This window comes from Mucilaginibacter lappiensis, from assembly GCF_050433765.1.
GTDB lineage: Bacteria > Bacteroidota > Bacteroidia > Sphingobacteriales > Sphingobacteriaceae > Mucilaginibacter > Mucilaginibacter lappiensis_A.
In genome coordinates, this window is record NZ_JBNPWP010000003.1 from 308,620 (window position 1) to 335,054 (window position 26,435).

General features: G+C 37.6%; 31 protein-coding genes and 1 tRNA gene. 5 read left to right on the forward strand and 27 right to left on the reverse strand.

The window, feature by feature from the left end; genetic code table 11:
• Positions 1 to 613 precede the first annotated feature (613 nt).
• The 8 genes from M2273_RS11430 to M2273_RS11465 form a co-directional block, all read right to left on the reverse strand.
• Positions 614 to 1,942: a hypothetical protein gene (locus M2273_RS11430; RefSeq protein ID WP_429396840.1), complete on the reverse strand. Its 1,329-nt coding sequence runs from the start codon at positions 1,940 to 1,942 to the stop codon at positions 614 to 616.
• Between the two features lie 766 nt (positions 1,943 to 2,708).
• Positions 2,709 to 3,140: a hypothetical protein gene (locus tag M2273_RS11435; RefSeq protein ID WP_429396841.1), complete on the reverse strand. Its 432-nt coding sequence runs from the start codon at positions 3,138 to 3,140 to the stop codon at positions 2,709 to 2,711.
• 1,161 nt (positions 3,141 to 4,301) lie between these two features.
• On the reverse strand, positions 4,302 to 4,559 hold the full coding sequence (locus M2273_RS11440) for a hypothetical protein (protein WP_429396843.1): 258 nt from the start codon (positions 4,557 to 4,559) through the stop codon (positions 4,302 to 4,304).
• Positions 4,560 to 4,691: 132 nt separating this feature from the next.
• On the reverse strand, positions 4,692 to 5,150 hold the full coding sequence (locus M2273_RS11445; RefSeq protein WP_429396845.1) for a hypothetical protein: 459 nt from the start codon (positions 5,148 to 5,150) through the stop codon (positions 4,692 to 4,694).
• Between the two features lie 364 nt (positions 5,151 to 5,514).
• A complete protein-coding gene (locus tag M2273_RS11450; protein WP_429396846.1) occupies positions 5,515 to 6,399 on the reverse strand; it encodes a hypothetical protein in 885 nt (294 codons plus the stop codon).
• A gap of 149 nt (positions 6,400 to 6,548) precedes the next feature.
• On the reverse strand, positions 6,549 to 6,755 hold the full coding sequence (locus M2273_RS11455; protein WP_429396848.1) for a hypothetical protein: 207 nt from the start codon (positions 6,753 to 6,755) through the stop codon (positions 6,549 to 6,551).
• Between the two features lie 69 nt (positions 6,756 to 6,824).
• A complete protein-coding gene (locus tag M2273_RS11460) occupies positions 6,825 to 7,292 on the reverse strand; it encodes a hypothetical protein (protein WP_429396850.1) in 468 nt (155 codons plus the stop codon).
• 60 nt (positions 7,293 to 7,352) lie between these two features.
• On the reverse strand, positions 7,353 to 8,084 hold the full coding sequence (locus tag M2273_RS11465; RefSeq protein WP_429396851.1) for an N-6 DNA methylase: 732 nt from the start codon (positions 8,082 to 8,084) through the stop codon (positions 7,353 to 7,355).
• A 379-nt stretch (positions 8,085 to 8,463) separates the two neighbouring features.
• On the opposite strand from M2273_RS11465, the gene M2273_RS11470 reads away from it, so the two are divergent.
• Positions 8,464 to 9,363, forward strand: coding sequence for a hypothetical protein (locus tag M2273_RS11470; protein WP_429396852.1), 900 nt, complete (start codon positions 8,464 to 8,466; stop codon positions 9,361 to 9,363).
• Positions 9,364 to 9,435: 72 nt separating this feature from the next.
• On the opposite strand, the gene M2273_RS11475 is transcribed toward M2273_RS11470, so the two are convergent.
• From M2273_RS11475 to pyrE, 12 genes are all read right to left on the reverse strand, one after another.
• On the reverse strand, positions 9,436 to 9,741 hold the full coding sequence (locus M2273_RS11475) for a helix-turn-helix domain-containing protein (RefSeq protein WP_429396854.1): 306 nt from the start codon (positions 9,739 to 9,741) through the stop codon (positions 9,436 to 9,438).
• A 298-nt stretch (positions 9,742 to 10,039) separates the two neighbouring features.
• Positions 10,040 to 10,462: a hypothetical protein gene (locus M2273_RS11480; RefSeq protein ID WP_429396856.1), complete on the reverse strand. Its 423-nt coding sequence runs from the start codon at positions 10,460 to 10,462 to the stop codon at positions 10,040 to 10,042.
• Positions 10,452 to 11,027, reverse strand: a complete 576-nt coding sequence (locus M2273_RS11485; RefSeq protein ID WP_429396858.1) for a hypothetical protein — start codon at positions 11,025 to 11,027, stop codon at positions 10,452 to 10,454. Before M2273_RS11485 ends, M2273_RS11480 begins: the two co-directional genes overlap by 11 nt.
• 219 nt (positions 11,028 to 11,246) lie before the next feature.
• On the reverse strand, positions 11,247 to 11,648 hold the full coding sequence (locus tag M2273_RS11490; RefSeq protein WP_429396860.1) for a hypothetical protein: 402 nt from the start codon (positions 11,646 to 11,648) through the stop codon (positions 11,247 to 11,249).
• 136 nt (positions 11,649 to 11,784) lie between these two features.
• Positions 11,785 to 12,789, reverse strand: coding sequence for a DUF4407 domain-containing protein (locus tag M2273_RS11495; protein WP_429396862.1), 1,005 nt, complete (start codon positions 12,787 to 12,789; stop codon positions 11,785 to 11,787).
• Position 12,790: 1 nt separating this feature from the next.
• A complete protein-coding gene (locus tag M2273_RS11500) occupies positions 12,791 to 13,372 on the reverse strand; it encodes a hypothetical protein (protein ID WP_429396864.1) in 582 nt (193 codons plus the stop codon).
• A 3-nt stretch (positions 13,373 to 13,375) separates the two neighbouring features.
• The gene (locus tag M2273_RS11505) at positions 13,376 to 13,813 is read right to left on the reverse strand and encodes an HNH endonuclease (protein WP_429396866.1); all 438 of its coding nucleotides are present in this window, start codon (positions 13,811 to 13,813) and stop codon (positions 13,376 to 13,378) included.
• Positions 13,814 to 14,519: 706 nt separating this feature from the next.
• A complete protein-coding gene (locus M2273_RS11510) occupies positions 14,520 to 14,672 on the reverse strand; it encodes an Arm DNA-binding domain-containing protein (RefSeq protein WP_429396867.1) in 153 nt (50 codons plus the stop codon).
• A gap of 136 nt (positions 14,673 to 14,808) precedes the next feature.
• A tRNA-Lys gene (locus M2273_RS11515) sits at positions 14,809 to 14,881 on the reverse strand.
• A gap of 163 nt (positions 14,882 to 15,044) precedes the next feature.
• Positions 15,045 to 16,673 (reverse strand): ABC-F family ATP-binding cassette domain-containing protein, encoded by a 1,629-nt coding sequence (locus tag M2273_RS11520; protein ID WP_429396869.1) that lies wholly within the window; start codon positions 16,671 to 16,673, stop codon positions 15,045 to 15,047.
• 368 nt (positions 16,674 to 17,041) lie between these two features.
• Positions 17,042 to 17,437 (reverse strand): SRPBCC family protein, encoded by a 396-nt coding sequence (locus M2273_RS11525; protein ID WP_429396871.1) that lies wholly within the window; start codon positions 17,435 to 17,437, stop codon positions 17,042 to 17,044.
• A 203-nt stretch (positions 17,438 to 17,640) separates the two neighbouring features.
• Positions 17,641 to 18,300: an orotate phosphoribosyltransferase gene (gene pyrE, locus M2273_RS11530; protein WP_429396873.1), complete on the reverse strand. Its 660-nt coding sequence runs from the start codon at positions 18,298 to 18,300 to the stop codon at positions 17,641 to 17,643.
• Here pyrE and M2273_RS11535 point away from each other — a divergent pair.
• Positions 18,299 to 18,931 carry an NUDIX hydrolase gene (locus M2273_RS11535; RefSeq protein ID WP_429396875.1) on the forward strand — a complete coding sequence of 211 codons (633 nt, stop codon included), beginning with the start codon at positions 18,299 to 18,301 and terminating at the stop codon, positions 18,929 to 18,931. The genes pyrE and M2273_RS11535 overlap by 2 nt on opposite strands.
• Here the strand turns inward: M2273_RS11535 and coaD are convergent.
• The 3 genes from coaD to nudK form a co-directional block, all read right to left on the reverse strand.
• The gene (gene coaD / locus M2273_RS11540; protein ID WP_429396877.1) at positions 18,906 to 19,367 is read right to left on the reverse strand and encodes a pantetheine-phosphate adenylyltransferase; all 462 of its coding nucleotides are present in this window, start codon (positions 19,365 to 19,367) and stop codon (positions 18,906 to 18,908) included. The genes M2273_RS11535 and coaD overlap by 26 nt on opposite strands.
• An 82-nt stretch (positions 19,368 to 19,449) precedes the next feature.
• A complete protein-coding gene (locus tag M2273_RS11545; RefSeq protein WP_429396879.1) occupies positions 19,450 to 19,818 on the reverse strand; it encodes a DUF4406 domain-containing protein in 369 nt (122 codons plus the stop codon).
• A complete protein-coding gene (gene nudK, locus M2273_RS11550) occupies positions 19,815 to 20,393 on the reverse strand; it encodes a GDP-mannose pyrophosphatase NudK (RefSeq protein ID WP_429396881.1) in 579 nt (192 codons plus the stop codon). Before nudK ends, M2273_RS11545 begins: the two co-directional genes overlap by 4 nt.
• A gap of 60 nt (positions 20,394 to 20,453) precedes the next feature.
• Between nudK and M2273_RS11555 the strand changes: the two genes are divergently transcribed.
• Positions 20,454 to 21,203, forward strand: coding sequence for a DeoR/GlpR family DNA-binding transcription regulator (locus tag M2273_RS11555; protein ID WP_429396883.1), 750 nt, complete (start codon positions 20,454 to 20,456; stop codon positions 21,201 to 21,203).
• Between the two features lie 9 nt (positions 21,204 to 21,212).
• Here M2273_RS11555 and rsmD read toward each other — a convergent pair whose 3' ends face one another.
• The 3 genes from rsmD to M2273_RS11570 all read right to left on the reverse strand — a co-directional run bounded on the left by rsmD (position 21,213) and on the right by M2273_RS11570 (position 23,097).
• A complete protein-coding gene (gene rsmD, locus M2273_RS11560) occupies positions 21,213 to 21,755 on the reverse strand; it encodes a 16S rRNA (guanine(966)-N(2))-methyltransferase RsmD (RefSeq protein ID WP_429396885.1) in 543 nt (180 codons plus the stop codon).
• Positions 21,731 to 22,543, reverse strand: a complete 813-nt coding sequence (locus M2273_RS11565) for a DUF3822 family protein (RefSeq protein WP_429396887.1) — start codon at positions 22,541 to 22,543, stop codon at positions 21,731 to 21,733. The genes rsmD and M2273_RS11565 overlap by 25 nt, the downstream gene beginning before the upstream one ends.
• A gap of 62 nt (positions 22,544 to 22,605) precedes the next feature.
• Complete coding sequence (locus M2273_RS11570; RefSeq protein ID WP_429396889.1) at positions 22,606 to 23,097, reverse strand: hypothetical protein; 492 nt, start codon at positions 23,095 to 23,097, stop codon at positions 22,606 to 22,608.
• A 56-nt stretch (positions 23,098 to 23,153) separates the two neighbouring features.
• Between M2273_RS11570 and M2273_RS11575 the strand changes: the two genes are divergently transcribed.
• On the forward strand, positions 23,154 to 24,578 hold the full coding sequence (locus M2273_RS11575; RefSeq protein ID WP_429396891.1) for an ATP-dependent DNA helicase: 1,425 nt from the start codon (positions 23,154 to 23,156) through the stop codon (positions 24,576 to 24,578).
• Positions 24,579 to 25,063: 485 nt separating this feature from the next.
• Positions 25,064 to 25,897: a nuclear transport factor 2 family protein gene (locus M2273_RS11580; protein WP_429396893.1), complete on the forward strand. Its 834-nt coding sequence runs from the start codon at positions 25,064 to 25,066 to the stop codon at positions 25,895 to 25,897.
• A gap of 176 nt (positions 25,898 to 26,073) precedes the next feature.
• Here the strand turns inward: M2273_RS11580 and M2273_RS11585 are convergent, their stop codons facing one another.
• Positions 26,074 to 26,400: a HesB/IscA family protein gene (locus M2273_RS11585; protein ID WP_429396895.1), complete on the reverse strand. Its 327-nt coding sequence runs from the start codon at positions 26,398 to 26,400 to the stop codon at positions 26,074 to 26,076.
• Positions 26,401 to 26,435: the final 35 nt, after the last annotated feature.

Genomic DNA, 26,435 nt, shown 5'->3' on the forward strand with positions numbered 1-26,435 from the left:
TAAGTAAATGTAACCAGAAAAATCATTTGCCCTAATTTTAAATCCTAAATTAAAACTGCATTAACTGCTACACTTTTTCAAAAAAAAGGGTTCTTAACACCCTTAATATCAAGTGTAGCAAATCCAAGAAATGCAAGAAATTGTTGTTTGATGAGTTTAGATGACTTTTTACTCTCATTTATTAAAAGGTAAGACTTGTAAGTGATACTTTCCTATTTTTTGAGAGTTTTTGTAAGTACCTCTATAATAGTAAGATTGTTATAAAAAAAGGAAAAAGGAAAGTGGTTGATGATGGTTTAAATGCTATGTTCATCTGTTTGCCTTAAAAGGTAACTGTTATTTGATTTGCGATTGACTTTATAAATCATTTGAAGCTTAATTGTTAAATCTGTTTTGGTGTTGTGATTACGGATTGGTTGTATATGATTCTACATGGTCACTTTAAAAAGTTTCCTTTTAAATGAATGTTGCCAACACTTGTACCTTAGCACACGTAACTATAAGTTTAACTTTATCCATTAATTCATTCTTTACTCCTTTATACCAGTTTCTTGTAAGAATTGGATTTTGATTGATAACCGTCTATCGCAAAAAGTTTGATGGTTTCCCTTATTTATCTTTTTAATTTATCCAGTGTAATTGATGCTCCAATATAATTTGTGAAATAATGCATATTTCCGAATACTGTTCGATACTCTCCTCCAAAAGCAATATCAACTGGTGCAACTGTAGTGATTATTTGATACTTTGCCAAGTAGAATCCCTTTTGTTCCGATCTTTGACCATTGCCATATCTTTGCACATAATCAAATGGGTCAGCAGGAGTGCTTGTTTGAATTGTTGCAGCACCTAATGTCTGAGTAATGTTAAACATTAGTTTGTTTTTGTAATTAATTTTTAGCGGTAATCCTATACCATAATAAAAATCATAAAAGGTGCTTTGCCGATAAGTATATGGTACAGCAGGGTGTGGTAATATAGAATTTATTACAATTTTAGTCGGCACTTTTCGATTATAATTAATCGTATCATATGCTAGATATTTAATGGTTGGACTATATGTTATGGTGGTAATCAATGCCTCTAGGTGTGCACTTACATAAAACTGAGCAAAATCGTTTTCTGCAATTTTCATTACTGGCTCAATAAAAGCGCCCCATATGCTGTAATCTACTTTTCTGTTGATGGAAAAGGATCTATGGACCACTTTTGCACTATCTGGGCTACTATAAGCATCTTTAGGATTGAGGTAGTAATTATCTGAATTGTTTAAAAAACTACTTGAGTCAGCTTGATAATAGTGATATTTAAATATGCTAAACTGAATTCCAAATGGATGCTCTTTCATTTTTTTAATCGCAAATATACTTGGAATCGACACATTGATTTCTCCAGCAAAGTCTTTGATTTTGGGGCCATTAAAGAAATCAAAGTTACCTCCTGTAATTATTCTTACATCCCATCGCCCAGTATCAGGTATATTTAATTTAGGTGAGCTTGAAGTTAGATCCTCCCCTGTGTTAAATTTTAACTTTAATTTGAACGTTTTCTTTTCTTTTCCATTGCTTACGATAGATATTACAGCGTCCCTTTTCCTATCAGTTAATACTTGCATATCAACTGAAAAAAAATTGGGCGAATTATATGTAAATGTTTTACTAAATGGTAATGTGCCATTGATATATTTATAATCAGTATTTAATGTTGCTGATTCCTTACCAGCCTCGCTTACGTCACTTACATCAAGAGTGACTTCTTCCCCTTTCGGAATATTGTTAATTTTAAATAAAAGATTTACCTCTCCTTTATTATTTGGCTTCGGTACATTAAAAGATGTTGATTCTTTTAGTGGGATATCTTGATTAGCAACAATGCTAATGGTTTGTCCTCCAACTAAGAGGGCAGAAAAGACATTAATTGTGGTTATTATTAATCGTTTCATGATAAGATTATGTTAAGTTCTATTAAAATTAAAAAATAATATTTTTAAATAAATAAAATTTGCTACACATAATTTGAACATATTGCGCTGATAAGCAATAACTTAAAGTTTGTTTTCGTGGGGAAGTAAGTGAAATGTTAGAGTAGGTAAATAAGTAGCCTATTGTTATTAATCATTGTTTTTATCTTGTTTCTTTAGAAATAAAATGAGCAATGACGCTATCTTGCAGGAATTCAAGAGTCTTAAGATTTTTGCTTTATAGGGGTAGATGGTTGAATTGGAGAGTAATTGTAGAGCCGATATAGGCTACGACACTTTTTTATTAAAAAGGGGTATAATACCCCCATGTCAACTAAAGTGTAGTAGATTTATGAGATTGAATAAAATGATGTTTTGGGAAATGGTAAAAGTGTCTTTCAACCTTATTGCCTTAAAAGGTAAACCTGTTGTATTCTTGGGCAAGTGATTTGTATTATCTGTTTCTATAGATATTAGACAAGTTACCCGGGCTGTGTTACCTTTTAATAAGTCAGACAGAATGTTATTTATAAATTTCCTATATACAGATAACGTAACCGTTACTTCTTTGGCTGCTCATTAAAGATCGGAAACATTGAAAAAGCTGTTTTCTCTGCCTCGCTTCTGTTATCGATAAAACCATAGTGTCGAAGTTCATCTTGCTCTCCTGTAAGTATAATCGTGCCTTCGTCTATCCAATTCTCAACTCGGTTTAGCTCGTCTTCTAAAGCAGGTGAAATACTGTTAACTAATATTTTAAATCTACCTGGTTAAGCGCACTCCAATGATCAACCATATAGGAACTTGGTAAACAATTCATTTCTAAACCAAAGCCAATTCCCAAATTGCTAAGAAACTGATAACCGCAGCAATACAAATCATAAAACTCTTCCAGAATGCCTGGAAGTTTCAAATCTCTAAGTCTTGCTTCACCAAGCAATTGTTTAAGCTTAAATGTTTCATACTCTCGTAAATCGATGGTTTGTTTTAGCGATTCAAACAACTCATACTTAGCGCCATTCTTTTTATAATCGAATGAAATAAGATTGAAATAAGCCTCTTCAGATAAAGTGTTTTCCAATCCCTCGGTAGAATAAACCCATTGTTCAAACTCTATTAGGGGAATTTGACCTGACATTACTTTGAAGAATGTTTGTTTTATAGTATAAGGCAACTGCATCAACTTGTAGATAACGGTATTTGTAAATATAGCAAAGTGCTGCTGTAAAGAATTATGATTTTTAACATTGAAATGACCCTGCTACAACTTATAAATACATACTGCCTTTCCTAAATATTCTCAATTCTTGTAACTCCTCTTACAGAAGCATATCTTTCAAAAAATAAGAAATTGGGTCTGCACATACTTAGCTTGTAATAGTCAACTGTTGTATATTAGCTGTACTTAAACCTGTTTGATGCTATGAACCTTACTAAAATTAATACTGCTGCTTATAGAATTATTTGCATAGTGATTTGCATCTTTTTATTAGGTGGAGGGGGAATCATGCTCTTCAATCACTCATATCTAAAAGGAGGAATAGGAGTAGTGACTGCGATAATCATTGTGTTGTTATTCTTCAGTAAACCCTCACTGAAGTCGTGGACTGCTGTTGTACTTACCTTTATGCTGTCTTTATATTTTATAGGACTTGCTGGTCATGTCTCACCGTAACTACCGACTGGTGTATATTAGCTTTACTTATCACTTACCATGAACTATCACGTTTTTAATTACTGTTTAAAGGTTTGGTTGACAAGCGTGGTTGTTAGTCCTATACTTTATATCCTAATAGAAGTAATTATAAATTCTGGTTACTTTGAGAGCATTCCAAGCGAAATTGCTTTCATCTTGTTTTCAATCCTTTACGGATTAATTCTATCTATACCGAGCTGCTTGTTGCTATTAGGTTCACTCTATGTTTTGAATCGCATGAATTTATCTATTTCAACAAGTAAGATTTGGCTTAGCATAACAGGTATTATACTAACATTGATTCCATTCGTGATAATGTATCATAGTTATGACATCGAACGCCGACCAGCCATCATTCCCTGGGCTATTTCTTATTGCTTGGTAATTGTAGCAGAGATTTGGTTTTATAAGCTTAAATTGGTTAAACAATAATCGAATGCTATGAGAAACGTAGTTGTTTATATAATCAGAGGGTTCTTCATCGTAGTATTATTTCTACTGATACTTGGATTTGTAACTTTACAGCCACTCAATTAACCGTTTTGAAAGTAAAGGTATATACGACATATTAGCTGTGAGTTTCGTTGCATATTTAACTTACTTGAGCTTTAACCTGAAGTTTAAAGAGAAGGGTGTGTAAACATATCATTTCTTATGCTGCTCGACGAACTCCTTTGCTTCTCTTAGGTTTTCAGGATACTTTACAACCCTTGTTGCTCCTCTGGGGTGATCAGGAATAGGTTCGTAAACATGGTTATATATAAAACCATTGTCGACATAGAACTTTACCACGCCCCATTTTCCTATATCAGATTTTCTAGGTGGCCTAAAGTTGTAAGACATATAAGTCATAGGTTCATTACAATTTGGGCAGTTGGCTTTTTTTACCTCCTCTGCTCTCATGTTAAAAGCCACCCTGCAACTTAAGCAAACATTTTTGTGTCCCATGATAATATTTAATTAATATGGTAAAGTTAGCCTTTAGAATACATTCTTTAAAAGGTAAAACTGGGGTAATACTTGTCTACCTAGCCTTTAAGAAATGCGCCAATCATTACTACTGTTAACCCTTACGCCTTCATCTCTCAGATCATTTGCGAGGTTACCAATAATATCTTCAGTCCACCCATTGCGATTTGGAAATAGAACAAATGTTCTGAATGTTTCATCATAAAGTGTCAATACATACCCTTCTTCTTGTTTATGAACTGACTTGAGTTTATAGGTAACATCTAACTCCGTTATGTTCAACAATACATTTTTCTTCTGTTTGCCATAAGCATTGACTTCAGTGTAGGTTATTTGACTTGGTTTTACATCAACTGCGATGACCATATATATCCACTTGTACAATAATAAATATAACGCATTAAAGCCTAATAAAAAGTAAAGCCAGCCAACAGGAAGAAAAATACAACCGATAATATCAATGAATATCAAACGCACAAGAAACACGTAAGAAGACTTATATTTATTTGCGGTATGTAGGGCCATTGAAATACCAATTTAGCTATTTATTACGCTTATCAGAATCTGAGCATCTATAATTAATTAGGCCATTCTATTTACGTCCATGAAGTACAATATTGTTCTTATCTCGCATAGGGCAATACCATCCATATGGTTTGACCATCTTTTTCTGACTTAACGAATGTTACCACTTCATACATGCCATTCTTTCGGGGTACATGGATATCAATATAAGAATTGTCGTAACTAGCAGGTTCTGGCAGCATCCGTCTTGCCTCTTGCTCGGTATGTTTATCAATCATTGCATTAATATCTATTTCAAAATGATTTGATCTGTCAAACCAAACGTCAGGCTGATTTAGCCTGGCGTTGAGAAGACTTTACAACATTACTTTAAAGATATAACGATGTTGTATGCAGTTCCTTTATGTTTATAAGCAACGCTAAAAGTATTTTCGGTCAAACTCGCCAATTGGAAATTATTGTTGTCGTTTTCACCTTTTAATTTAGCAGTTATTAAAACAATCCCATTGTCAGCAGTGACATTTGATATAGTAAAAGCCTTGTCGATAGCATCTACAGATACGTCCGTATCACTTGCCCCTAATTCATACTTTTTAATTGCCGTGAAATCAGTTTTACTACCTATTAGTTGCTTGAATTTGTCGTAATCAGGCAACATATTGGAATAAGCAACTCCTGTTAAATTTGTTTCAGCTGTAGAACCACTTTGGAAATAGCCTCCGTACTTGTTTCCTTCGGTACGTTGATTCGTTAGATAAACAATGTTAGCTCCTACCATCGCAGCTTGCAATTTCATTTTATGGTAGGCTCTATCCTTTACTCTTTCTTGGCTAGAGAAGACAGTAGTTCCTTTAGCCTTTGAACTCACATCTCCCAATTTATATAGACCTTTAACTTCGCTTTCTACAGAAGTGATAGCAACTTTATCATAGTCCGTTACGTCACTAACTGTTTTATATGAAGTGGTTTCTGCAAAAGTTTGGACGCGGCCACTTTTAAAGATTATCTTTTGGATAGTGTTTTTGTAAACTGAGTTTAGCACATCTTCTCCTGGAAAGGTATACTTAACCGCATCTGGAGTTACTTCTTTAATTGTGCAAGCGATTTTAGTGTTATTGGCATATACGGTGTCAACTTGCGCATTAGCAAGCAATGAATATGTCGTTAAAACGATTGTTAAGGTTAAGACTTTAGACAGTACGTTTGAGCTTAGGTTACGGCAGATTTTGCCCTTTAGATTTGAAATCATGATATGTTTAAGTTTAAGTAAGGCAAAGATAATAAAGCTTGGTTAAAACGAGATACCCTGAGCTCCCCTTAATAAGGAATACATTTGCAGTCGTTTGGAATCAGTGACCTTTTAATAACAGCGTGGGCAAATTTAATTGATTGTGATCCCTACACGTTATCTTGGTCAATATTATATAAGATCTTGTATGTGTCCCATGGATTTTGATTTAAGCCAGCATCGAAGTCAGCTATTAGCTTATACACATCTTGGAGATTGGCATTGAGAATATCAAGTTCATGCAAGTGCTCTTCAATTATTTCCTGAATTGCTTGTTCCTCTTTTATTAGTATTTCGCGTTGTGTTAGTTCACTCATAACTGCAAACATAAGGCAAATAGGAACAATGTAAAACGCCAGGCTGGTTGAGCCTAGCGTTTACTATTATCATTTGATAGAATAAATAGTTGTGTAGGTGTCCAATTGAACCGAAAGAAGTCGCCCTTCTTCAACAGGATTTTTAATAATTAAGAAATTCCCTATGGTATCCAAAAGTTCTAAAGTTTTAGTTACAAGGTAAAGATATAATACTCCATTATTTACGCCACGATCATATGTTTTTGATATCGTCAATATACTCTCCAACTCTAATTCGTGATCATTTAAATCTACAAATGGATTGTTCTGAGAAAGTTTGGATGCAATCCTTGGTGCATATAAGCTTTCTACCTCCTTGTTTATCGCTATTCTTGTTTGGTTTGTAACTGCACTACCAGGTGGTTTACCGAGAAACTCTAATTGATAATTAATTTCTTTAAAATACTCGCCGTACCACTGTTCTATGTTGTAGGCTTTAGCTTCATCTTCATTTGAGATGATTAACTTTTTCGATAGTTGAATCTGTTTATTTGTCATAAGGTTGGTTTTAAGTCTAAGGTATTAAAAGGTTTTGGATTAAATCCCTGAATATTCAAATTAAAATAAGCTACCCTGTAATCCGTTCATTGGCTGTGATACTCTAACCAGTTCGAATGGTTTATCGAACTTTGATTTAACTTCAATACCTTTTAAATCATGTAACCAGATGTGACTTTGCTCTGCTTCGGTAAATTCTGTATAGAACGGGTAATGATGCGTTCCAATAAGTACAGTTCCAGTTTTGAAACCCCGATAAAAGTCGTTGCTTAGGGTATTCATGTGAGCAATTTCACCTTGTAATGAGTTAAGCAGCATATTAACAAGCGACATCTTACAACAAGTAATATCAAGGTCTGCACCATACAATAGCATGTGTCGGTTGATCTTTGCAGCAGCTAATAACATTCTTCCAGAGCCACAAGTTGGATCACAAACTGTTTGTCCTGGCTGGGAGTTATCACCAATGTTCATAGTTGCCATCATATCGCATATTGGTGTTGGTGTGAAGTATTGGCCATTGTGCCCATTTGAAATTGCTTGCATATAAAGTTCACCAAGTGGATCGTTGAAGCCTTCTGAGAGGTCGCCAATTATGGTAATGAGCTTTACCAGTTGGTCAACTTTGGGGTGAGATTGGTAAGTTTCAAGTGCGTTGTTTTGCAATTCTGCATTATCCCATTTCTTAAAAGGTAACAGTGTCCAATCAAGTAGTTCAGAAAAAGCAGTGTGCAAGGCTTGTCCATAAGCAAATCGTTCAAATGCAGTTAGCAGGTGTTTAATCTCTGTCATAACGGTAAGTTTTAATGTCGAGTGAATTCTCGAACGAACGAACTGCTGAACAGAAGCACTAAGGCAAGGTGGAGAGCTAAAAAAATGCGGAAGGCTTCCATAATAATGGAATACCCATTTTTGTGATACTACCTTGAAGTGAAACAACTATGTGCTGATGTATCAGCTAACTTTGTGTGTAGAATTGCATTTAATATTTATCATTAATTAATAGATCAAATTTATAAGAGGGATCGCTGATTTGGGGTAAATTCATTATTTAAAATAAGCTTAAAGTTCAAATAGCTGAAGATAATGACTTTATAAACCTATTATGGCTTATTATCATTTACTATCGATATTTTATAAATGCTATCTTTAAGTCCTTAAATCCTTATCGATGCCGTTAAATGAAATTGAACAACACCCATTTTTAAAGTACTTTCTTGAACATCATAATGGAAATGTTCCCTGGGAAAAGTACACTAAAATGATTATAGGGAGTTTCCCTGTTTATAACATTACTGAAACCGTATATCCTTTCAATGAACAAAGGCACTTAATTCAAGATGAGAGCATGCCATTCTTTTATGGTAGTCCAACTAATCGGTTTTGGAGTTCTCTCGCAGAGGTATTTGGTGTCGATGATAAACAATTAACACCAATTCAGCGAAAAAAATGGGCAATCGATTTAATAGAGGATAAAAACATCTTACTTACAGATATAATATTTCGCACAAATCGTTTCGATAATAGCGCATCCGGTCCTTACTCCCCTAATGATAGTGCTTTGTTTAATCGTTCAGCCCAACAGAATGTGATTGAACAATTTTCCCTAAATGCAGATATGTTAGAATGGTTAAAGTTAGCTACCAACATAAGTTGTATCTACTTTACAGCACAAGGGACAAAAGGCAAAACCCCAGGGGGATGGTTTGATAGTTTGTTAAGTAACTCTAATATTCAATATGAGGAATTTCATCGACAAGATAATGCAGTGAAATATAGAATAAGCCTAAACGGTCAGGTTAGGGTTATAAAGTTATTCTTTTTACCAACGCCATCAAGCAGTCGATCATTGGCTTTTACTAAGTCGACTAGGCATAATATGTTTAGCAATTATTTAGAATCTCACCATCAAGAATTTTATAAAGAGCTTCGTGATGTTGATTTTGTGATGAACCAATTTCACAAAGACCGCCTTAAAGAACATCGATTGGTTTTTAAGAAGCTTTGGTGGTATCAATATTTAATGAATAATAGTGTTTATTTCGATGGTAATCGTTACGTCGAAGTCTGATCAGTTGCCATTTAAATATTATACGATAATCAAAACGCCAAGCTATTTGAGGCCTGGCGTTTACTGTTTTGTTTAGGAGATATATTTTAAGATGTTATTTATTTCATCATCTGTAAAATATCTATTCTTTCCAACCTTGGCTCCTTTGATAATTCCTCTGTTGATCCAATTGTGGATAGTCGCTTTACTAACTTGAAACTTTTTACAAATATCAGCTATTGTAAAGATTGATTTGATTTCAACGATTTGACTTTGATTTTTAAATAGTACAGCTTCTAAACTCTCTGTAAAGAACTGCTTCATAATTTGCTCTAACCATTTAAGTTTAATTTTCAACCTAAGTTCTTTGATGGTTTGTTGTTCCTTTGATGTTAGCATGATTTTACATTTAAAAGTGAGACAAAACATTATTTATTCTCTTTATAGAAGGTAAAATCTAATTGTCTCACTTTTTAATAATATGTAATAAATGTTATTAGAGAGTTAAACGCTATCGAAATTATTTATCCGTTAATAGATATAAAAAACGCCAGGCTGATTAAGCCTAGCGTTTTAGGTGTATCTTATGTTTGTTATAAATGCCATTTATCATAGCAAAATCAAATGTTAGCTCTCTGTTAAGAACAAAAAGTAGTTATTTGATTGGATTATTAATAATTATTTAATTAAATAACTATTAGAAAGGTAGATCGTCATCGTCGCTACTTGTTGATTCATTTTCTTGGGGTCTTTCTTCAGATATTCCAATTACCTCCTTACTACTTAAGGCAGCCATTAGGGAATCTAGCGTCTCGTCGACCTTATAGTATGCATCAGATACAGATTTATAAAAATCCTTCATTAATTCAAAATCAGCCATTTCTGTGTATTGATCGGTACTATATTTTTCAATGGCGTACCCGTCCTCATTAAATATAGTTAAACCATAGCTTAGCTGATTACTGTAGTCCTCGGGCCATTCAACTATCATTAAGGCGATACCTTCGGAAAGAGATAGTTTAAACTGATTTTCTCCACTTCCTTTGTTCCATATGGTCTTTTTATCTTTAGTTTTTTGAGTCAATAGCTCGATTAACTTTTTTAATTTTTCAGGAATCATGGTTCTGGTTTTTTAATTGTACTTCTACGCTTAAAAAAAGCGTGGATAAGTCTTCTAAATGTGTGCTAATTATCGCCTTATCTATTTTTCCCTTAGCGGTGAATTTGTGAGTTTGAAAATTTGTTAGGTCGAGATTAAAGTTTTCGAATATTGTACGAAATTCTTTTTTTGCAACTAAAGACCGATATCGCTCCTGGTTTTTAATAGTATTCAAAATTACTTTTAAATCTCGCATTCTTAATATGCACATTTCAATTTTATCATCCCTCAAATAACCTTGGATTTCACCTACTATTTCAGCTTTTCGAGCGAGATCTGACAGCATGAGGATATTGTTATTTAATGTGATGTTCTCTGTTATTTTCATTTTCGTATCTTCTGCTATTTGCTTTATCGATAGTATTTGAATATAAGCGAGTACCAATCCCACGAGTGATAAAATGCATCCAATAATACCTAAAGTATTAATGAAAGTTTTATCATTTTTAGGCAAAAATAGATATAGTAAAATACAGATAAATATTGCGGTTATTATTGCATAAGTTGCCTTGGTTCTGTTAGTCACGATTAAAAATTATATTTTATTTAAATTGACCATTTCTCTTAATTTCATTTAATCGATTATTTGAGGCGTTGTTCAATTGACCTTTGTTAATTGGGTATGTTTGAATACCTAATTAGCAAGCGTAAATTGTTTCGTTATTAGTTTGAATGTAAAATTAATTTTACCAAGCATATTGGTAAATGTGCTAAGGCACAATACTTTTTGCCATCTCAAACATGGTTACAATAGAATAGATAATAAACATAGAGGAATATTGCCATGAATAGTGTAAAGCGTATCGCTACCACTTGTAGATCGACCTTTATTCAAACATTTACCATCAAAATTGTATAAAGTATCACTTCCGACGGTAGACCGGCCCTTGAAAATGGCTTTTCCATCTAACGTATAAATGATGTCACTACCACTTATGGACCGTCCTCTAAAAACGTGGCTACCATCAAACGTATAAAGGATATCACTTCCGCTTGTCGATCTTCCTTTATAAATATATTTTCCATCGTATGAGTATAAAATATCGCTACCGCTTGATGAGTGTCCTTTATAGATATATTTTCCATCAAAGGAATATTGAATATCAATGCCGTTTGTTGATCTTCCACGATGAATTGTTGTAGACATAAAAATGGTTTAGTTAGTTTAATATATAAATAGGTTTAAAATTTTGTAACATAACAACTGATAGTTGAACCATTTGCTAATATATCCGCTTCTTGAGAAGTAATCTCAGATTTTGTTATCACCGTTTAAAAATGGTTTATGTTGATTTTGATTGCATACCGATTGAAAGTATATTTAATTTCTTCTTTTGTAGATCCATTTGATGAAATATTGTTGCGTCATAGTCATTGGGTTCTTCTCCCATCTTACTTACCATTATAAATAATTCAATACATAATAGAAACAAAAACCATAGTAGCCAAACCGCCAATGCGACACCCGATTCGGATATCAACTTATACATCACCTGTAATTCATCTAAAAAGCCAATTCTGGAACTAATTTCTTTCTCTATCTTAGGTCGTAGCGCTATCAAGGCGCTATCTTTCCTGGCTTTTTGATTTCTCAATCCTGAAATTTGTATATCCAAAGGATTTAATAATGCCATTTTGGGATTCTGAATTGAACTAATTGTAAAGCTATTAGTTCTTACTAAGCTGGTCTTTGTGGTCAACGCTTTTAAAGAATCAGTAGTCGTTGTCTGTATAGGAACCGCATTACTTTGTGATGTTACAGTTTTAATTGTTGGGTGGAGGGATATATCGTCAACGATGATTTTCCTGTCCTGTTCTTTTTTTGTAATGATTGAGTCCAGTTGGTTTGCTTGAGATCGTATCTCCTTTTCTTTGGCTGGTAAAACGCTATTAACCTTTGCATCTAATAGGAATATTTGCTTTTGCTCAATATCCTCCTTAAAGATAATTTGATCGATAATTACAGAGCCGATGATCGCCATTGTTATCGCAATCAAAGCACGGAATGCATAAAGTTTCCAATTTTTATGAACAGCTAATATAATTTGGCGCTCGATCTGGATAATTATCACACAAAGAATGATTGAACCAAATGCACAGCCGAAGAAATTTGCTTTAAGGTAACGCTGAGTAAAGACATAACCAATGAATGACCATAAAATGCAAACAATCAATAAAGCAGATGTATATCGTTTAACGGCCTTAGCGGAAATTTCACTCGACGCGTCCAATATATTATAGTTATAACCTGTCAGAAAACAGCCAACTTTAAGCCACCAATTTTCCATTTTATAATTTCCTTTTTAATACGGCATGATGTGATATCGCTGCCAACCCATTTCTAAACCCTCGAGTATAACTTATTAATATACCCTGACTATCTCCGGTATTATTGTGAGCATCCACTTCTATTTCCAACACCTTTTTGATATGACTTTCTGCGATCTCTCGTTTCATTTTTAACTCTTCAACTGTGTCTACCATGCCACTTCGGCTTCTGCTATCAATATGATAATTGATCTCCTTTATGAAATCTTCATAAAAAGTCTTAACCTTGTTCACCGTCCGTATTAGTTCATTTTTCAATGCTTCAAGATTTTGCGCAAGATGGTTTGCGTCAGGATTCACGATTGCATCGTCATATCCTTTGCTCTCGTGATTGCGATCCAAAAAGCTAAACAAAACGTTAATATTATTATCTATCTCTTGCAATGATGTTAATTCGTTTTTCGAGATAGTCGAGTGTCCGTTTTGAATAAATACACTTTCTGGAATATCGATAGAGGATTGCTCTGACTGTGAAATAACTGGCAAATGCGGTTGATTGGCATTGTCCCTATTTCTATTATTAAGAAAGTTGAATATTCCCATAGTTTAAATTGTTAGGGTTGGTACTTTAAATTTGCTATGCCCTCGATTATGGCAGCTCTTACAAAGAGTAATCAATAATTCATTTTGATAATCCCAAGGTGGTTTGAATTGATTTGTGGATAATACAAAATGATATTGACGATGGTGTACTTGAAGATTTTCTGATTTTGAACAAATGACACATCGGTGTCCATCACGATTTAAGATGAGGCTTCGTCTTTCTTTCCATCGACTATCAAATAAAAGTGCCCCATAAGTTCCATGATCGTAAATTGCAATAGCTGTCTTATCTGGAATCGCAATAGATTGCTGTAACCTATTTGTATTATCAATGGATTTTATCGCGCCTTGACTGCGCAGCGATGGATATCTGCAATTATTGATTCCTGAACTCACTTTTGATAAGGTTAGATCATAAATGTAGTAATTAATTTGGAACATACAATCTGATTTCTACATATTTTAAACAAGAGCAGAGCCACACCCCTTAGTCTTTAATATATAATCAGCCGATGTTATTTAGCTATTACTAGAAAGGTGCTTTCTGCGAGCCGCCTGCGAACAGAGCAAACCGTCTGTGAAGGGAGAGCTGCAAAGCGGCTTCACAGAATGCTTCACAAAGACTTGGCGCTGCATTTGACTTTTAAAGGCTGTGTGACTGGCTTCTCAAATGCTGTGACAAGACTGAAGCGGTTTGCGAGAAAGCAGGTGAGCTAAAATTATGGAAAGCGTCTGACTTAACAATGAGTGAGCATAGCGAATGGATTGATAAGGCCAGAGAGAGCTTTCATGGAGCGATGATTTTGCTTAAGGCAAATTGGGTGACAGATCGCAATAGTTGGTTAATGCCTGCACATTTTATAAGTGGGTGGTATATGTGTATAGGAATTGAAATAAAAAAGTGCAGGTATGGTGTTAATGGCTTGCGGTGGAGTTTAATGGGTGCATAGCACTTATTAAACGTAACAATATCTGGCGACTGATTTGAAAAGCTTAAGAGTTGCGCAATACGTATCTTCCTGGTGTGTGAGAGGCCTATGCGATGGACAGGCATAAGCATAGCTTTCCTTTGCTCTCCTAAGCAACAAAAGAGGGTAAAGGAAAGTGAGAGCTTAGGTGTAATAGATCATTAAAAAAATATCCACATTTATGAAGCGTGGGCATTCCAATGCTCTTTATTTACAGCAATACCAGTTGAATAATTGCTTGTGTTGCGATTAAAGGTAATCCTAAACATAATAGGATATTTACCATCAGCTTTGGCTCTTCTTTCATCAAGAACCACTTTGTATGTTATCATAAAACCACTTGTTGTGGTCGTTCTGATGTACAAACTTGTGCAAACAGTGTGCAAACATTTCGGTTGGCTTACATCACTTATCAAATTCACTGAAACTAAAAAACCCTCTCTGATTACTCTAAGAAGGCTTTTTAAGTGACCTGGGAGAGGATCGAACTCTCGACCCACTGATTAAGAGTCAGTTGCTCTACCGGCTGAGCTACCAAGTCATTTATTTTTTTCCGGGTTGCAAATAAACGAAAATTTTCCGGTTTTTCACAGCTGTTTATTTTCAAATACGCTTAAGAAGGTTGCGCTGTTTCGGAGTTAGGATGTTCAATTTCGGAATCCTTTACCTTTCAGTTTTTACCCTTCGCCTTTTACCTTAAATAATTATACCATCGCGTACAAGTCTTCGCGTTGTTTTTGTACTACGTCGCTGTTGATGTACTCGTCGTAGGTCATCAGCTTATCAATATAACCACCCGGAGTTAATTCAACAACGCGGTTGGCTACAGTTTCAACCAGCTCATGATCTCGTGAGGTAAACAGAATGGTTCCCCTAAAGTCTTTCATGCCATTATTAAGCGCCGTGATCGATTCCAGATCAAGGTGATTGGTAGGCTCGTCGAACATTAAAAGATTGGCTTGTTGCAGCATCATACGGCTAAACATGCAGCGCATTTTTTCGCCACCCGATAGTACATTGCTTTTTTTCAATACTTCTTCGCCCGAGAACAACATACGGCCCAGGAAGCCGCGGATAAACTGGTCGTCCTTTTCGCCCGGAGAATATTCACGCAGCCAGTCGATCAGGTTCTCGTCTTTTCCTTTAAAGTAGTCGGCATTATCAATAGGGATATCAGCCGCGTTAATAGTAACACCCCATTTAAAGGTGCCTTTAAAATCGGTATCCCTACCGGTTAAAATATTGTACAGTGCGGTGGTAGCCAAACTGTTTTGTGATAGTATGGCAATTTTATCACCTTTATTTACGGTAAAGCTAATGTTGTTGAATAAAAGCTCGCCATTGAGCGACTTGCTTAAGTTTTCAACCTGTAGTATCTGGTCGCCTGCTTCGCGGCCCAGGTTATTAAATATAATACCAGGGTATTTACGGTTTGATGGCTGTATCTCGTCGATGTTGATCTTATCCAGCGCTTTTTTACGACTGGTAGCTTGTTTTGATTTAGAGGCATTGGCACTAAAACGGCGGATAAATTCCTGCAGTTCCTTAACACGGTCCTCGGTCTTTTTATTCTGGTCCGAGCGTTGTTTGAGGGCCAGCTGGCTTGATTCATACCAGAAAGTATAGTTACCGGTATAAATGGTCATTTTGGCAAAGTCAATATCCACCACGTGGGTACAAACCGTATCCAGAAAGTGCCTGTCGTGCGATACTACCAGCACAATGGCTTCGTATGAGGCCAGGAAATCTTCCAGCCAGCTCACGGTATGTATATCCAAATCATTGGTAGGCTCATCCAGTAATAAAATATCGGGTTTGCCAAAAAGGGCCTGTGCTAATAATACCCGTACTTTTTGGGTATTGTCAAGCTCTTTTACCAGTTTATAATGAAATTCTTCTTTAATACCCAGGTTGCTCAGCAGGGTAGCGGCATTACTTTCGGCATTCCAGCCATCCATTTCGGCAAATAGGTTTTCCAGTTCACCGGCACGTTCGCCATCGGCGTCGCTGAAATCTTCTTTCAGGTAAATGGCATCCTTTTCCTTCATTACGGCATACATCTCTTTGTAGCCCATCATAACGGTTTCAATGACCGAAAACTCATCAAAAGCATAATGGTTTTGGCTTAAAACAGCCATGCGCTCGCCCGGGGTAAAACTTACCGAACCACTTGTTGGGTCAATATCACCCGAAAGGATTTTTAGGAAGGTTGACTTACCCGCGCCATTAGCACCAATAATGCCATAGCAATTCCCTTGAGAAAACTTAAGGTTAACGTCTTCAAATAATGTCCGTTTTCCGTAACGTAAAGATAGATTGGATACCGTAATCATGCTGCACCTGTATTTTGGCGCAAAAATACGGTAAATACTTCATTTTTTGGTACACTAAGCCGATATTATGTTTGGGGTAACATTGGGGATATTTCAGTATATAAAAGCCCCGTTTTATTGACATTGCTGTGTATATTATTGCCCAGATTTTTAGTAAATTTATGAGACAAGAGGCTGGGTGAGCACTGTTTAGCTATGAAATTAACCAATTAGAAAAAATGGAACAACCTTTGACTTATAGTTATAGAAATTACTTAAATATTATGGTCATGGTAGCATTAATTATCGCTTTGGTTATTATTAACATAGTAATAGCCATCAATAACATATACAAAAGAAAAGTTTATTAACTGGCAATTAATTAACGTTTAGTTTAAAATCTCACTTAAACTTTGCGTTTCATAGTGGGCCAATTTTTGCAGAGGACCCGAGGCGAGCATTTTCATCATCATGCTCAGATCTGCATGAATAGTAAAAAGAACATTGGTATGGTCGTTATCAAAAGATAGCGACCATTTTAATTCCAGGTCAAACGGTGGCTTTGCGGCCGGTACAATCCTTATTTCCTGATCAGGTATCCGGCTATCTACCTTTAAAGAAAGTTTGGCCATATTGGGGATGCTAAAACTGGCTTCGTCGGCTGTGGATACCCACTCCTGTATGTTTTCAGGCATCAGTTTCTGATGATTGTTAAAATCAGCCAAATAGCTGTAAACCTCATTCAAAGGCTTATTAATGCTTATGTTGCTTGTAAAAGTGGTCATTTGAGGTTCGAGTTACGGGTTATGAGTTGCCAGTTATCAAAATTGACAATAAATAATTAAGATCATTGGTCAAAAATCGTGATAATCCTTTAATCGTGTAAAAGGCAACGCCTTCTTAAATTCCACTAAAAACAATCCGTCTGTGAAAAATCAGGTTTCAGATAAAAATCAACGAAATCATCCGAATCAAAAAAATCAACGGTTTAGCTCGATGCTACTTGTCCCCATGCGGCAGGATTTTCGCGCCATTGTTTTAATATGGCAACATCCTTATCAATAACATATTGATTTTCTTCGGCGTATTTAATTAACGCGTTATAGTTTGACAGGGTAACAAACGGGCAACTTGCTTGTTTAAAGTTTTCGGTAGCAACATCAAACCCGTAGCTAAAAATAGCGGCAAGGCCTGCTACTTCATAACCGGCGGTGCGCAGAGCATCAACAGCCTGCAGACTGCTTTTTCCGGTTGATATCAGATCTTCAATAACAACCACCCTTTTGCCGGTGGTAGTTGGTACATCTCCTTCAATTAAACTTCCGGTTCCGTGCTCTTTAGCTTTGGCACGTACGTAAATAAATGGAAGGCCAAGTTCTTGTGCTACCAGTGCACCTTGTGGTATCCCGGCAGTAGCTACACCGGCTATACAACCTACACTACCAAACTTTTCTTGTATTATAACTGTTAATTGTTGTCTGATATAGGTGCGGATAGACGGATGAGAAAGCGTTACGCGATTATCACAATAAATTGGTGATTTCCATCCCGACGCCCATGTAAAAGGATTGTTAGGTTGTAATTTAATTGCTTTAATTTGCAGCAGGAATTCGGCTACTTGCTGCTCGATCTCATTATTATTAAACATGGCTCAAAAATACAGAATTTATATTAACGAAAAGGTTATCCTGATAACGGAATCTGAACCTGCCAAAGCTGAAAGTTATGAAAAGCTTGATGCAGAGACCTTTGATTTGAAAATAATTTACACCTGGATACTCGCAAAGCCCAACAGGTTGTTCTATATCCAATGTAGTAATGCAAGGGTTTTTTTAAAATCTGTTATAAAAAGTATCACCCTAATTGAGGCCGCCGGGGGACTTGTGAAGAGCGCTGCCGGTAATTATTTATTCATTTACCGCAATGATAAATGGGATCTGCCCAAAGGAAAAATAGAGAAAGACGAGACAATTAAGGAAGCCGCCGTGCGCGAAGTTGAGGAGGAGTGTGGCATAAAGGTAAATAAGCTAAAGGAGAAGATCTGCAAAACTTATCATGTTTATGTAAGCAGGGGCGAGGTAGTGCTGAAAAAAACGCATTGGTTTAATATGGCCAGTAAAGGGCAGGAAAAGCTGAAGCCACAAAAAGAAGAAGGCATTACCGATGTACGCTGGTTTGAAATACATCATATTGAACCCATAGTTCATAATACTTTTCCATCCATTATGGATGTGCTGCATAAGGAGAAACTGGTTACAAATAAGCTAATGCCTCAGTAGGTATAAACTGGGCAACATCGCCGTGGTGCCGCATAATTTCGCGCACTATGGTTGAGCTTATAGACGAGTAACCCGGTTTGCTTACAATAAAAATGCTTTCAATATCGGGCACAAGCGCATGGTTCATCTGGGCTATGGCTTTTTCATATTCAAAGTCTGATACGGTACGTATCCCCCTGATCATGTAGGTGGCGCCAATGCTTTTGCAAAAGTTTACGGTTAAACCTTCGTAAGCTACTATGTGTATGCGATCGTCGTGCTTAAAAACCGCCCTCAGCATTTGTTCGCGGGTTTCGATACTCAAAAGGCCTTGCTTGCTGCTGTTTGCGCCGATGCCTATGTACACTTTATCAAACAGACCAACCGATCTTTTTACAATATCAACATGGGCTTTAGTAACCGGATCAAACGAGCCGGGGAAAAGAGCGATCTTCATAGTAAGTAGATGTTATGCTTTATCCAAAAGTAACAATGATTTCGAATGTTTACGTGTATCAGGCCGAAATAATTGACAGGTTTTAGCCCCCCATGATATCTTCCAGTTTATAATAAACCTTAATGCCATTTTCACGGGCTATCCTTACATCTTCGTCAGCGCCTTTTGATGCGCCATCAATCCTTAAAACAGCATCACATTTTGCAAGGATCCGCCTGGATACCGGGTAGGAGATCTCTTCGTAAGCCTCGTCTCCAGGATATTTTGAACCGGCCTGTTTTAAAAGCGGTAATGCAAACCATTCGCCGATAACCGGTACATGCCCTGCCCGGAATATAGGTAGCGCCAAAGATTCCATTTTTCGTAAATTTTCGGCCATCAGTTCAGGGTCATCATTGGTGCCAGATCGGTAGGGGCCCGCTATTAAAATTATTAAGGCTTTGTTTGTCATGATATTAAATTATTGATTTGAGCATACTGTAAAAGCATTATAGTTTTGGCATCTCTTATTTCGCCGGTGCGTATCATTTGCAAGGCCGCCGTAAAGGGTAACTCCAGCACTTCTATATTTTCGTTCTCTTCCTCAAGGCCGCCACCATCGCCAACTTTCATGTCATTGGTGTATTCGGCTATAAAAAAATGCAGTATTTCTGTTACCGATCCCGGCGACATATAGGCTTCAAATACCTTTTTTACGTTAGTGATCTGATAACCTGTTTCTTCCTCCGTTTCCCTTCTGATACAATCTTCCGCATTATTCGTATCAAGCAGTCCGGCACAGCATTCAATAAGCAATCCGCTTTCATTACCGTTAATGTAAGTCGGCATCCTGAATTGCCTGGTCAGTATCACAGTTTTATTATCGGCGTTGTATAGCAGTATAGTGGCGCCATTACCCCGGTCATAAGCTTCACGACTGAGCTGCAGCACCGAGCCATCCTGTTTTGTGGCCTCAAAAGTTATTTTGTTTAAGATGTACCAGTTGTCTGAAAGAACTTCTTTTTTTAATATTTTTATTTCGTTCATGTATGAATTGATCAAATATGATTATTTATGATTATTTTTGAACAAATTAACGCTATTGTAATGAATTTTCAAAAAAGAAAACAAAAAATACTTGATAAATTAAATAGCACCGGTGAGGTTGATATTAAAGATCTGGCCGCGGAGTTAAATATCTCAGAGATCACCGCCCGGCGCGATCTGAACCAATTGGCAAACGATGGACTGCTTTATCGTACGCACGGCGGCGCCATGAAGGTTGATCCTTTAGCCAAACCGCACGATTTTGTAAATAAGGCAGCCCAAAACTCAGCCGTAAAAGATGATATTTGCCGCAAGGCCGCAGAACATATTAACGATGGGGATATCATTTTTATGGATTGCGGGAGTACGGTTTTTCGTTTGTGCCAGTTTATAAAAAACAAAAAAATAAAGGTGATAACCAATTCGCTACCTGTTATTTATGAATTGCAGAATTGCGCGGTATCCTTAAATATAATTGGCGGGGAGTTTAACAGTGAACGACAGGCCGTGCACGGTAAAATTGCAAATGAACATATAGCCAGGTACCGCGCAGGCAAAGCTTTTTTAGGGGTAGACGGCATTTCGGCGAACGGCTTATTTGCCAACAGTGAACTGGAGGCCGATATCACACTGGCCTATATTAACCAAAGCGCCTACACCTATGTGTTATGCGATGCCGGTAAAATAGGGAAGGAGACTTATTTGAAATTTGCCGATATTGATCAGGTAGAAGCTATTATTACTAATGCCGGGGATGAAAAACTTGACTGTTTTAAAGATACGGCTTTGACTATCCTGAAAGTGAAATAATTAAGGCTGCTAATCTGTTGCGTTTCTAAAAAAAGAAAAAGACGAATGCCCATACTTACGCTGTTCCACAAAAGCGGGATGTTTGCTCAGGTTTTGCAACGACTGATGTTCAACTATTAATAATGCTCCTGGTAACAATATGTTCCGTTCAAAAACTATTCCGGGTATTTCGGGGATCTTGTTAAGGTCATAAGGAGGATCGGCGAATATGAGGTCGTACTGCTCGGTTTCTATTTGCAGGTATTTAAAAACATCCTCCTTGTAGGCTTTTATCCGATCAAGCTTATGCTGGCGCGAAGCGTCTTTTAAATAGTTTACGCAATGTATGCTGCGGTCAACAGCTATTACCTGCGCGGCGCCCCTTGAAGCAAACTCCATTGATATATTACCTGTACCGCTAAACAGGTCGAGCACCTTAATGCCTTCGAACTCAATTTGATTTTGCAGAATGTTAAACAGGGCTTCCTTAGCCAGATCAGTAGTGGGGCGTACCGGAAGATTTTTTGGTGGATTAAGCCTCAGCCCCTTTAAACTACCTCCGATGATGCGCATAACGATAAAGCAGCAATTGACAATAGTTTGTGTGAAGCGATCTCTTCGGGCAACTGTAACACCTGCAAATCATTGGGCTGTACCTTGCCAAAAAACTCGGCCAGGCGGCTAATGCTTTCATCTTCAGCGTTAATATCACCGCTTATATAAAGATTGGTATCAGCAGGTTGCAGATTTAGTTCGGTAGTTACCAGCGCGGCGAAATAGGCAAGCTCGTCGCTGGTTTTAAACTCAAACCTGTTATAAAAACGCAGTTTACTGTCGTTAAAAGCCAGAAACTCTACGTTATCTCCGTTTATATCCAGATACAAGTCCTTATCGCCGGGATTATTTTTAGCAATGGCTGCTATCCATCCTTTTGATGAAAACACTGTATTACGCAGGCCAAACTCTTCGGCAGCATTTATGATGGTTTTGTCAGTTTTATAAACAATAACATTTTCGTTATCCAATGATTGGGCTGATACCCTTTCGTTTGGTTTTACATCAAGGAAACGGGCAAAGTCGGCAATACGATCCTGGCTGAACAGAATTTGGGGTACCAGCGTAAAACCGGTAGCCGGCAGTCCAATAACCACCTGTTTGTATTTGGCAGACAACAGATCAAGCAGTTCCTGCGGATCACTAAATTCTTCCAAAGAATGGTTCTCGGCCCAGGCAATCAGTTTATCCTGATCAATAATCGCATATGAAAACGATGTTTTATCAATCTGGATCAATAAAGTATAATCCTCAGCCTGGTTAAGACTAAAGTTATCATCATGGTAATTATAATTATGTTCGCTCATGCCAGTTTAACAAAAGTAATATTTTTTGGCAGATACAACAGATGCTGCCATTAAAAATGCACTTAGCCTATCCTTACTATATAAGATGCAGCTATCGCTATCAGGATTGCTACCAACAAAGGTGTCCAGATTGGTTTTGGATAATAATCATTATCAGGAAAGTACTTTTTGAAAAAATACCTGGTAAGTACCAGGCCTCCTGCTATATTAACAACCAAAGTTAAAGCGTAAAGCGCTATAACTGACTGGACTTGCTCGGGGCTTAACTGCGCGCCGTTTGCTCCCGCTTTGATGGCTGCCACGTTAATCTTCATGCCTGTTGAGCTTATAATAATACCTGATAAGATATGGTAAAATATTGAAAAGATTAAAACCTGCCAGGCTGCTCTTTTGAATCCGGCGGCCCTTAAATTAAGCATAAGCAGTACACCACCAAATATAACTCCAAAGAAAGCTGAAAACCCTAATATGGCCCCTTTTGAATAAATATCCACATATTCATCTTCAGTATATTTATCTTCTGTTTCCTCGTCTTTATTTTCATCAAATTCCATGGTCAAATGTAAAACTAATCTTACTTAATTAAATTACTTATCAGCATTTTTGCAAGGTGACAGAAACTGATCATATACGCAAAGCTTTTCCGCACCAGCCCACCGGCCAGCAACTGGAGTTGTTTGACCGCTTGCACAGCTTTTTGCTGAGCGATGACGGCGACGAATGTTTTATACTAAAAGGGTATGCCGGTACGGGTAAAACCACGGTATTGGGCGCTTTGGTAAAAGCATTACGCCAATACAAATATAAAGCTGTTTTGCTGGCGCCTACCGGGCGTGCTGCTAAAGTGATCACTAACTATTCGGGCCGCAAGGCATTTACAATACATAAGCGCATATACCGTAAAAAATCAGCCTTAAACCTTGATGAGGGCTTTGCTATTGCAGATAACCTGGCCAGCGATACGCTCTTTATAGTTGATGAGGCTTCTATGATATCTGACGAGCCCAATGGCAGCAACCGGGCATCGTTGTTATATGACCTGTTAAAATATGTGTACAACACTAAAAATTGCAAACTGGTATTGGTAGGTGACACTGCTCAACTGCCTCCTGTAGGCTCTGAAAATAGCCCCGCGCTGGACGAGCAGATCATGAAAGGGAAGTTTGCGGTAACCGTGTTTAGCTATGAGCTTACTGATGTACTGCGCCAGGCCAAAGACTCTGGAATCTTGCTTAACGCTACCCGGATTCGTGACATCATCCGTAAGGAAAAAATAACTACGCCTAAGATAGTCACCAAAGGTTATAAGGATGTTTTCAGGATGACGGGCGAGCGCCTGGAAGAGGGGCTTAACTATGCCTATAACAAGTATGGGTATGACCGTACGCTGATCATCTGCCGGTCGAACAAAAATGCCAACCTGTATAACGGCCAGATCAGGAACCGGATCTTGTTGCGTGAAGAGGAGCTTACCGGTGGCGACCAGATCATGGTGGTCAAAAACAACTATTTTTGGCTGCAGGATCAGGACGAAAGCAGTACCGGCTTTATTGCCAATGGCGATATTGCCCGGATAAAAAAGGTACGCCGTATTGAGGACATGTATGGTTTCCGTTTTGCCGATGTGCAGCTGGAGTTTATTGATTATGCCGAAGACCCCGTATTGGATTGCAAAATACTACTGGATACATTATACGCCGAATCGCCGGCCCTGTTACAGGCTGATCAGAAACGCTTTTACCTGGAGGTGATGAAGGATTATGAGCATTTGGCCAATAAACGCGCTATGCATAATGAGTTAAAGCTAAACCCTTATTATAATGCCCTGCAAATAAAGTTTGCCTACGCCATTACCTGTCATAAGGCGCAGGGCGGGCAATGGGATGCCGTATTTGTTGACCAGGGTTACGTTACAGAGGAAATGATAAATATGGATTTTTTACGCTGGTTTTACACCGCGGTAACCCGTGCCACTACCGAACTTTTCCTGGTGAATTTTGATAGCCGGTTCTATTCGGCACCAGCGGAGGAATAGGTTGGGTCATTGGGTCAATTGTTCATTGGTAAATAGTTCGCGAATAGACTCACCCCGCCCACGCTTCGCGATCCTCTCTTCGCCTGCGGCGGAAAGAGGGTGTTTGAAAATATAGTTTGTCATGCTGAACATAGTGAAGCATCTATTCAACACCATGTTAGTTCACGAATAGATCCTTCACTATGTTCGGCATGACAAACTATATTTTCAAACACCCTCTTTCCGCCGCAGGCGAAGAGAGGGTGACCGAGCGCAGCGATGGTTGGGTGAGTCGAGCCGTCAATAGGTTTAATATCCTTTGTCTTTAAATCCTTCACCCTTTATCCTAAAAAAAACTATCTTTAAGCCATAATTACTTCAACAACATATCAAACAAGGATTGTCAAAAATCCGGCCTGCTGAGCAGGTTATTAAAAACGCTGAGCTTTTAGCGTCAGTGTTCCGCACGAACTAAATTTTTACATCATTTATTTTTTAATACAGTAATGGAAATTACAAACCTATTGGCATGGGGCTTTTGCTGCATTTATGTATGCGCATGCCCGGCCGTTAAAGCAAATACTATTATGGATACCTTAACCAATAAACAAAGAATACTATCATTTTATAAACAAATTGTTGGCCAGCGTAAAGTCGAGCTGATCCCCGAATTTGTGCGCGAAGATTATATTCAGCATAATCCCACGGTTAAACAGGGCAGGGCCGGCATCACAGAAATGATCAACTATTTAAAAACGCTGCCTCCGCCGCCTGCCGGAGCAAAGTCACCCATCATCAGGGCCATACAGGAGGGCGATTTGGTGGTTACACATCTCGACATTCAGTTTATGGGCAAGCGCATGGCAGTCATTGATCTTTTTAAGCTGAAAGATGGTATGCTGGCCGAACATTGGGATGTGATACAAGCCATGCCCGATCAAACAGGTGTGGCTATCACCGCAACAAATGGCAGCACTGAAATTGACGTAAGCGCATCCGCAACAAACAGCAAGCATATTGTTGAGCAGTTTTATAAAGCCATTATTAATAAAAATACTGCTGCTGATTTTATTGAATTGGATTATACAGAACATGATCCGGCGGTAATTAGTAGCGGTAAAAGCCTGGTAAGTTACTTAAGTGATGCTCCACAGCGGGAAATTAAAATACACCGGGTCATCGGCGAAGGCAATTATGCGGTAGTTCAATCTGAATTTAAAAGAGGAGGGAAATCTTATGCACTTTACGAGATCTGCAGGATAGCGCACGATAAAATTGCCGAGCATTGGAGCGTGGAGCAAGCCATTCCGGATGGGGTGGAAGCGGAGAAGATGTTTTAGCCCTTAATCAACAGGTCATGCCGAACTTGTTTCGGCATCCCACATGCAGGATTGCAGGCATGGTAATTTAACCTATCCTGAGAGATCCTGAAACAAGTTCAGGATGACTTCATGGGCAGGGTATAAAACAAAAGCGGCCCCAATTTGGGGCCGCTTTTAGTATTTCATAGTAAATTTTATACAGAGAAACTTTCGCCGCAACCGCATGTACGGCTGGCGTTAGGGTTATTAAAACTGAAACCCTTACCGTTCAGTCCATCAGTAAAATCAAGCTCGGTACCGGCAAGGTACAGGAATGACTTCATGTCGAGCGCGAAACGGATACCATGGTCTTCAAAAAACTGGTCGCCCTTTTTCTCTTCGTTATCAAAATCAAGATTATATGATAAACCAGAGCAACCACCCCCCTGAACAGATACACGCAGAAAATAAGAGGCATCCATCCCCGAATCCTGCATCAGGTGTTCTATTTTACTTTTTGCTTTATCAGTTATCGTTACCATTGTTATTCGTATTTAGTAATTAGTATCAGGTATCA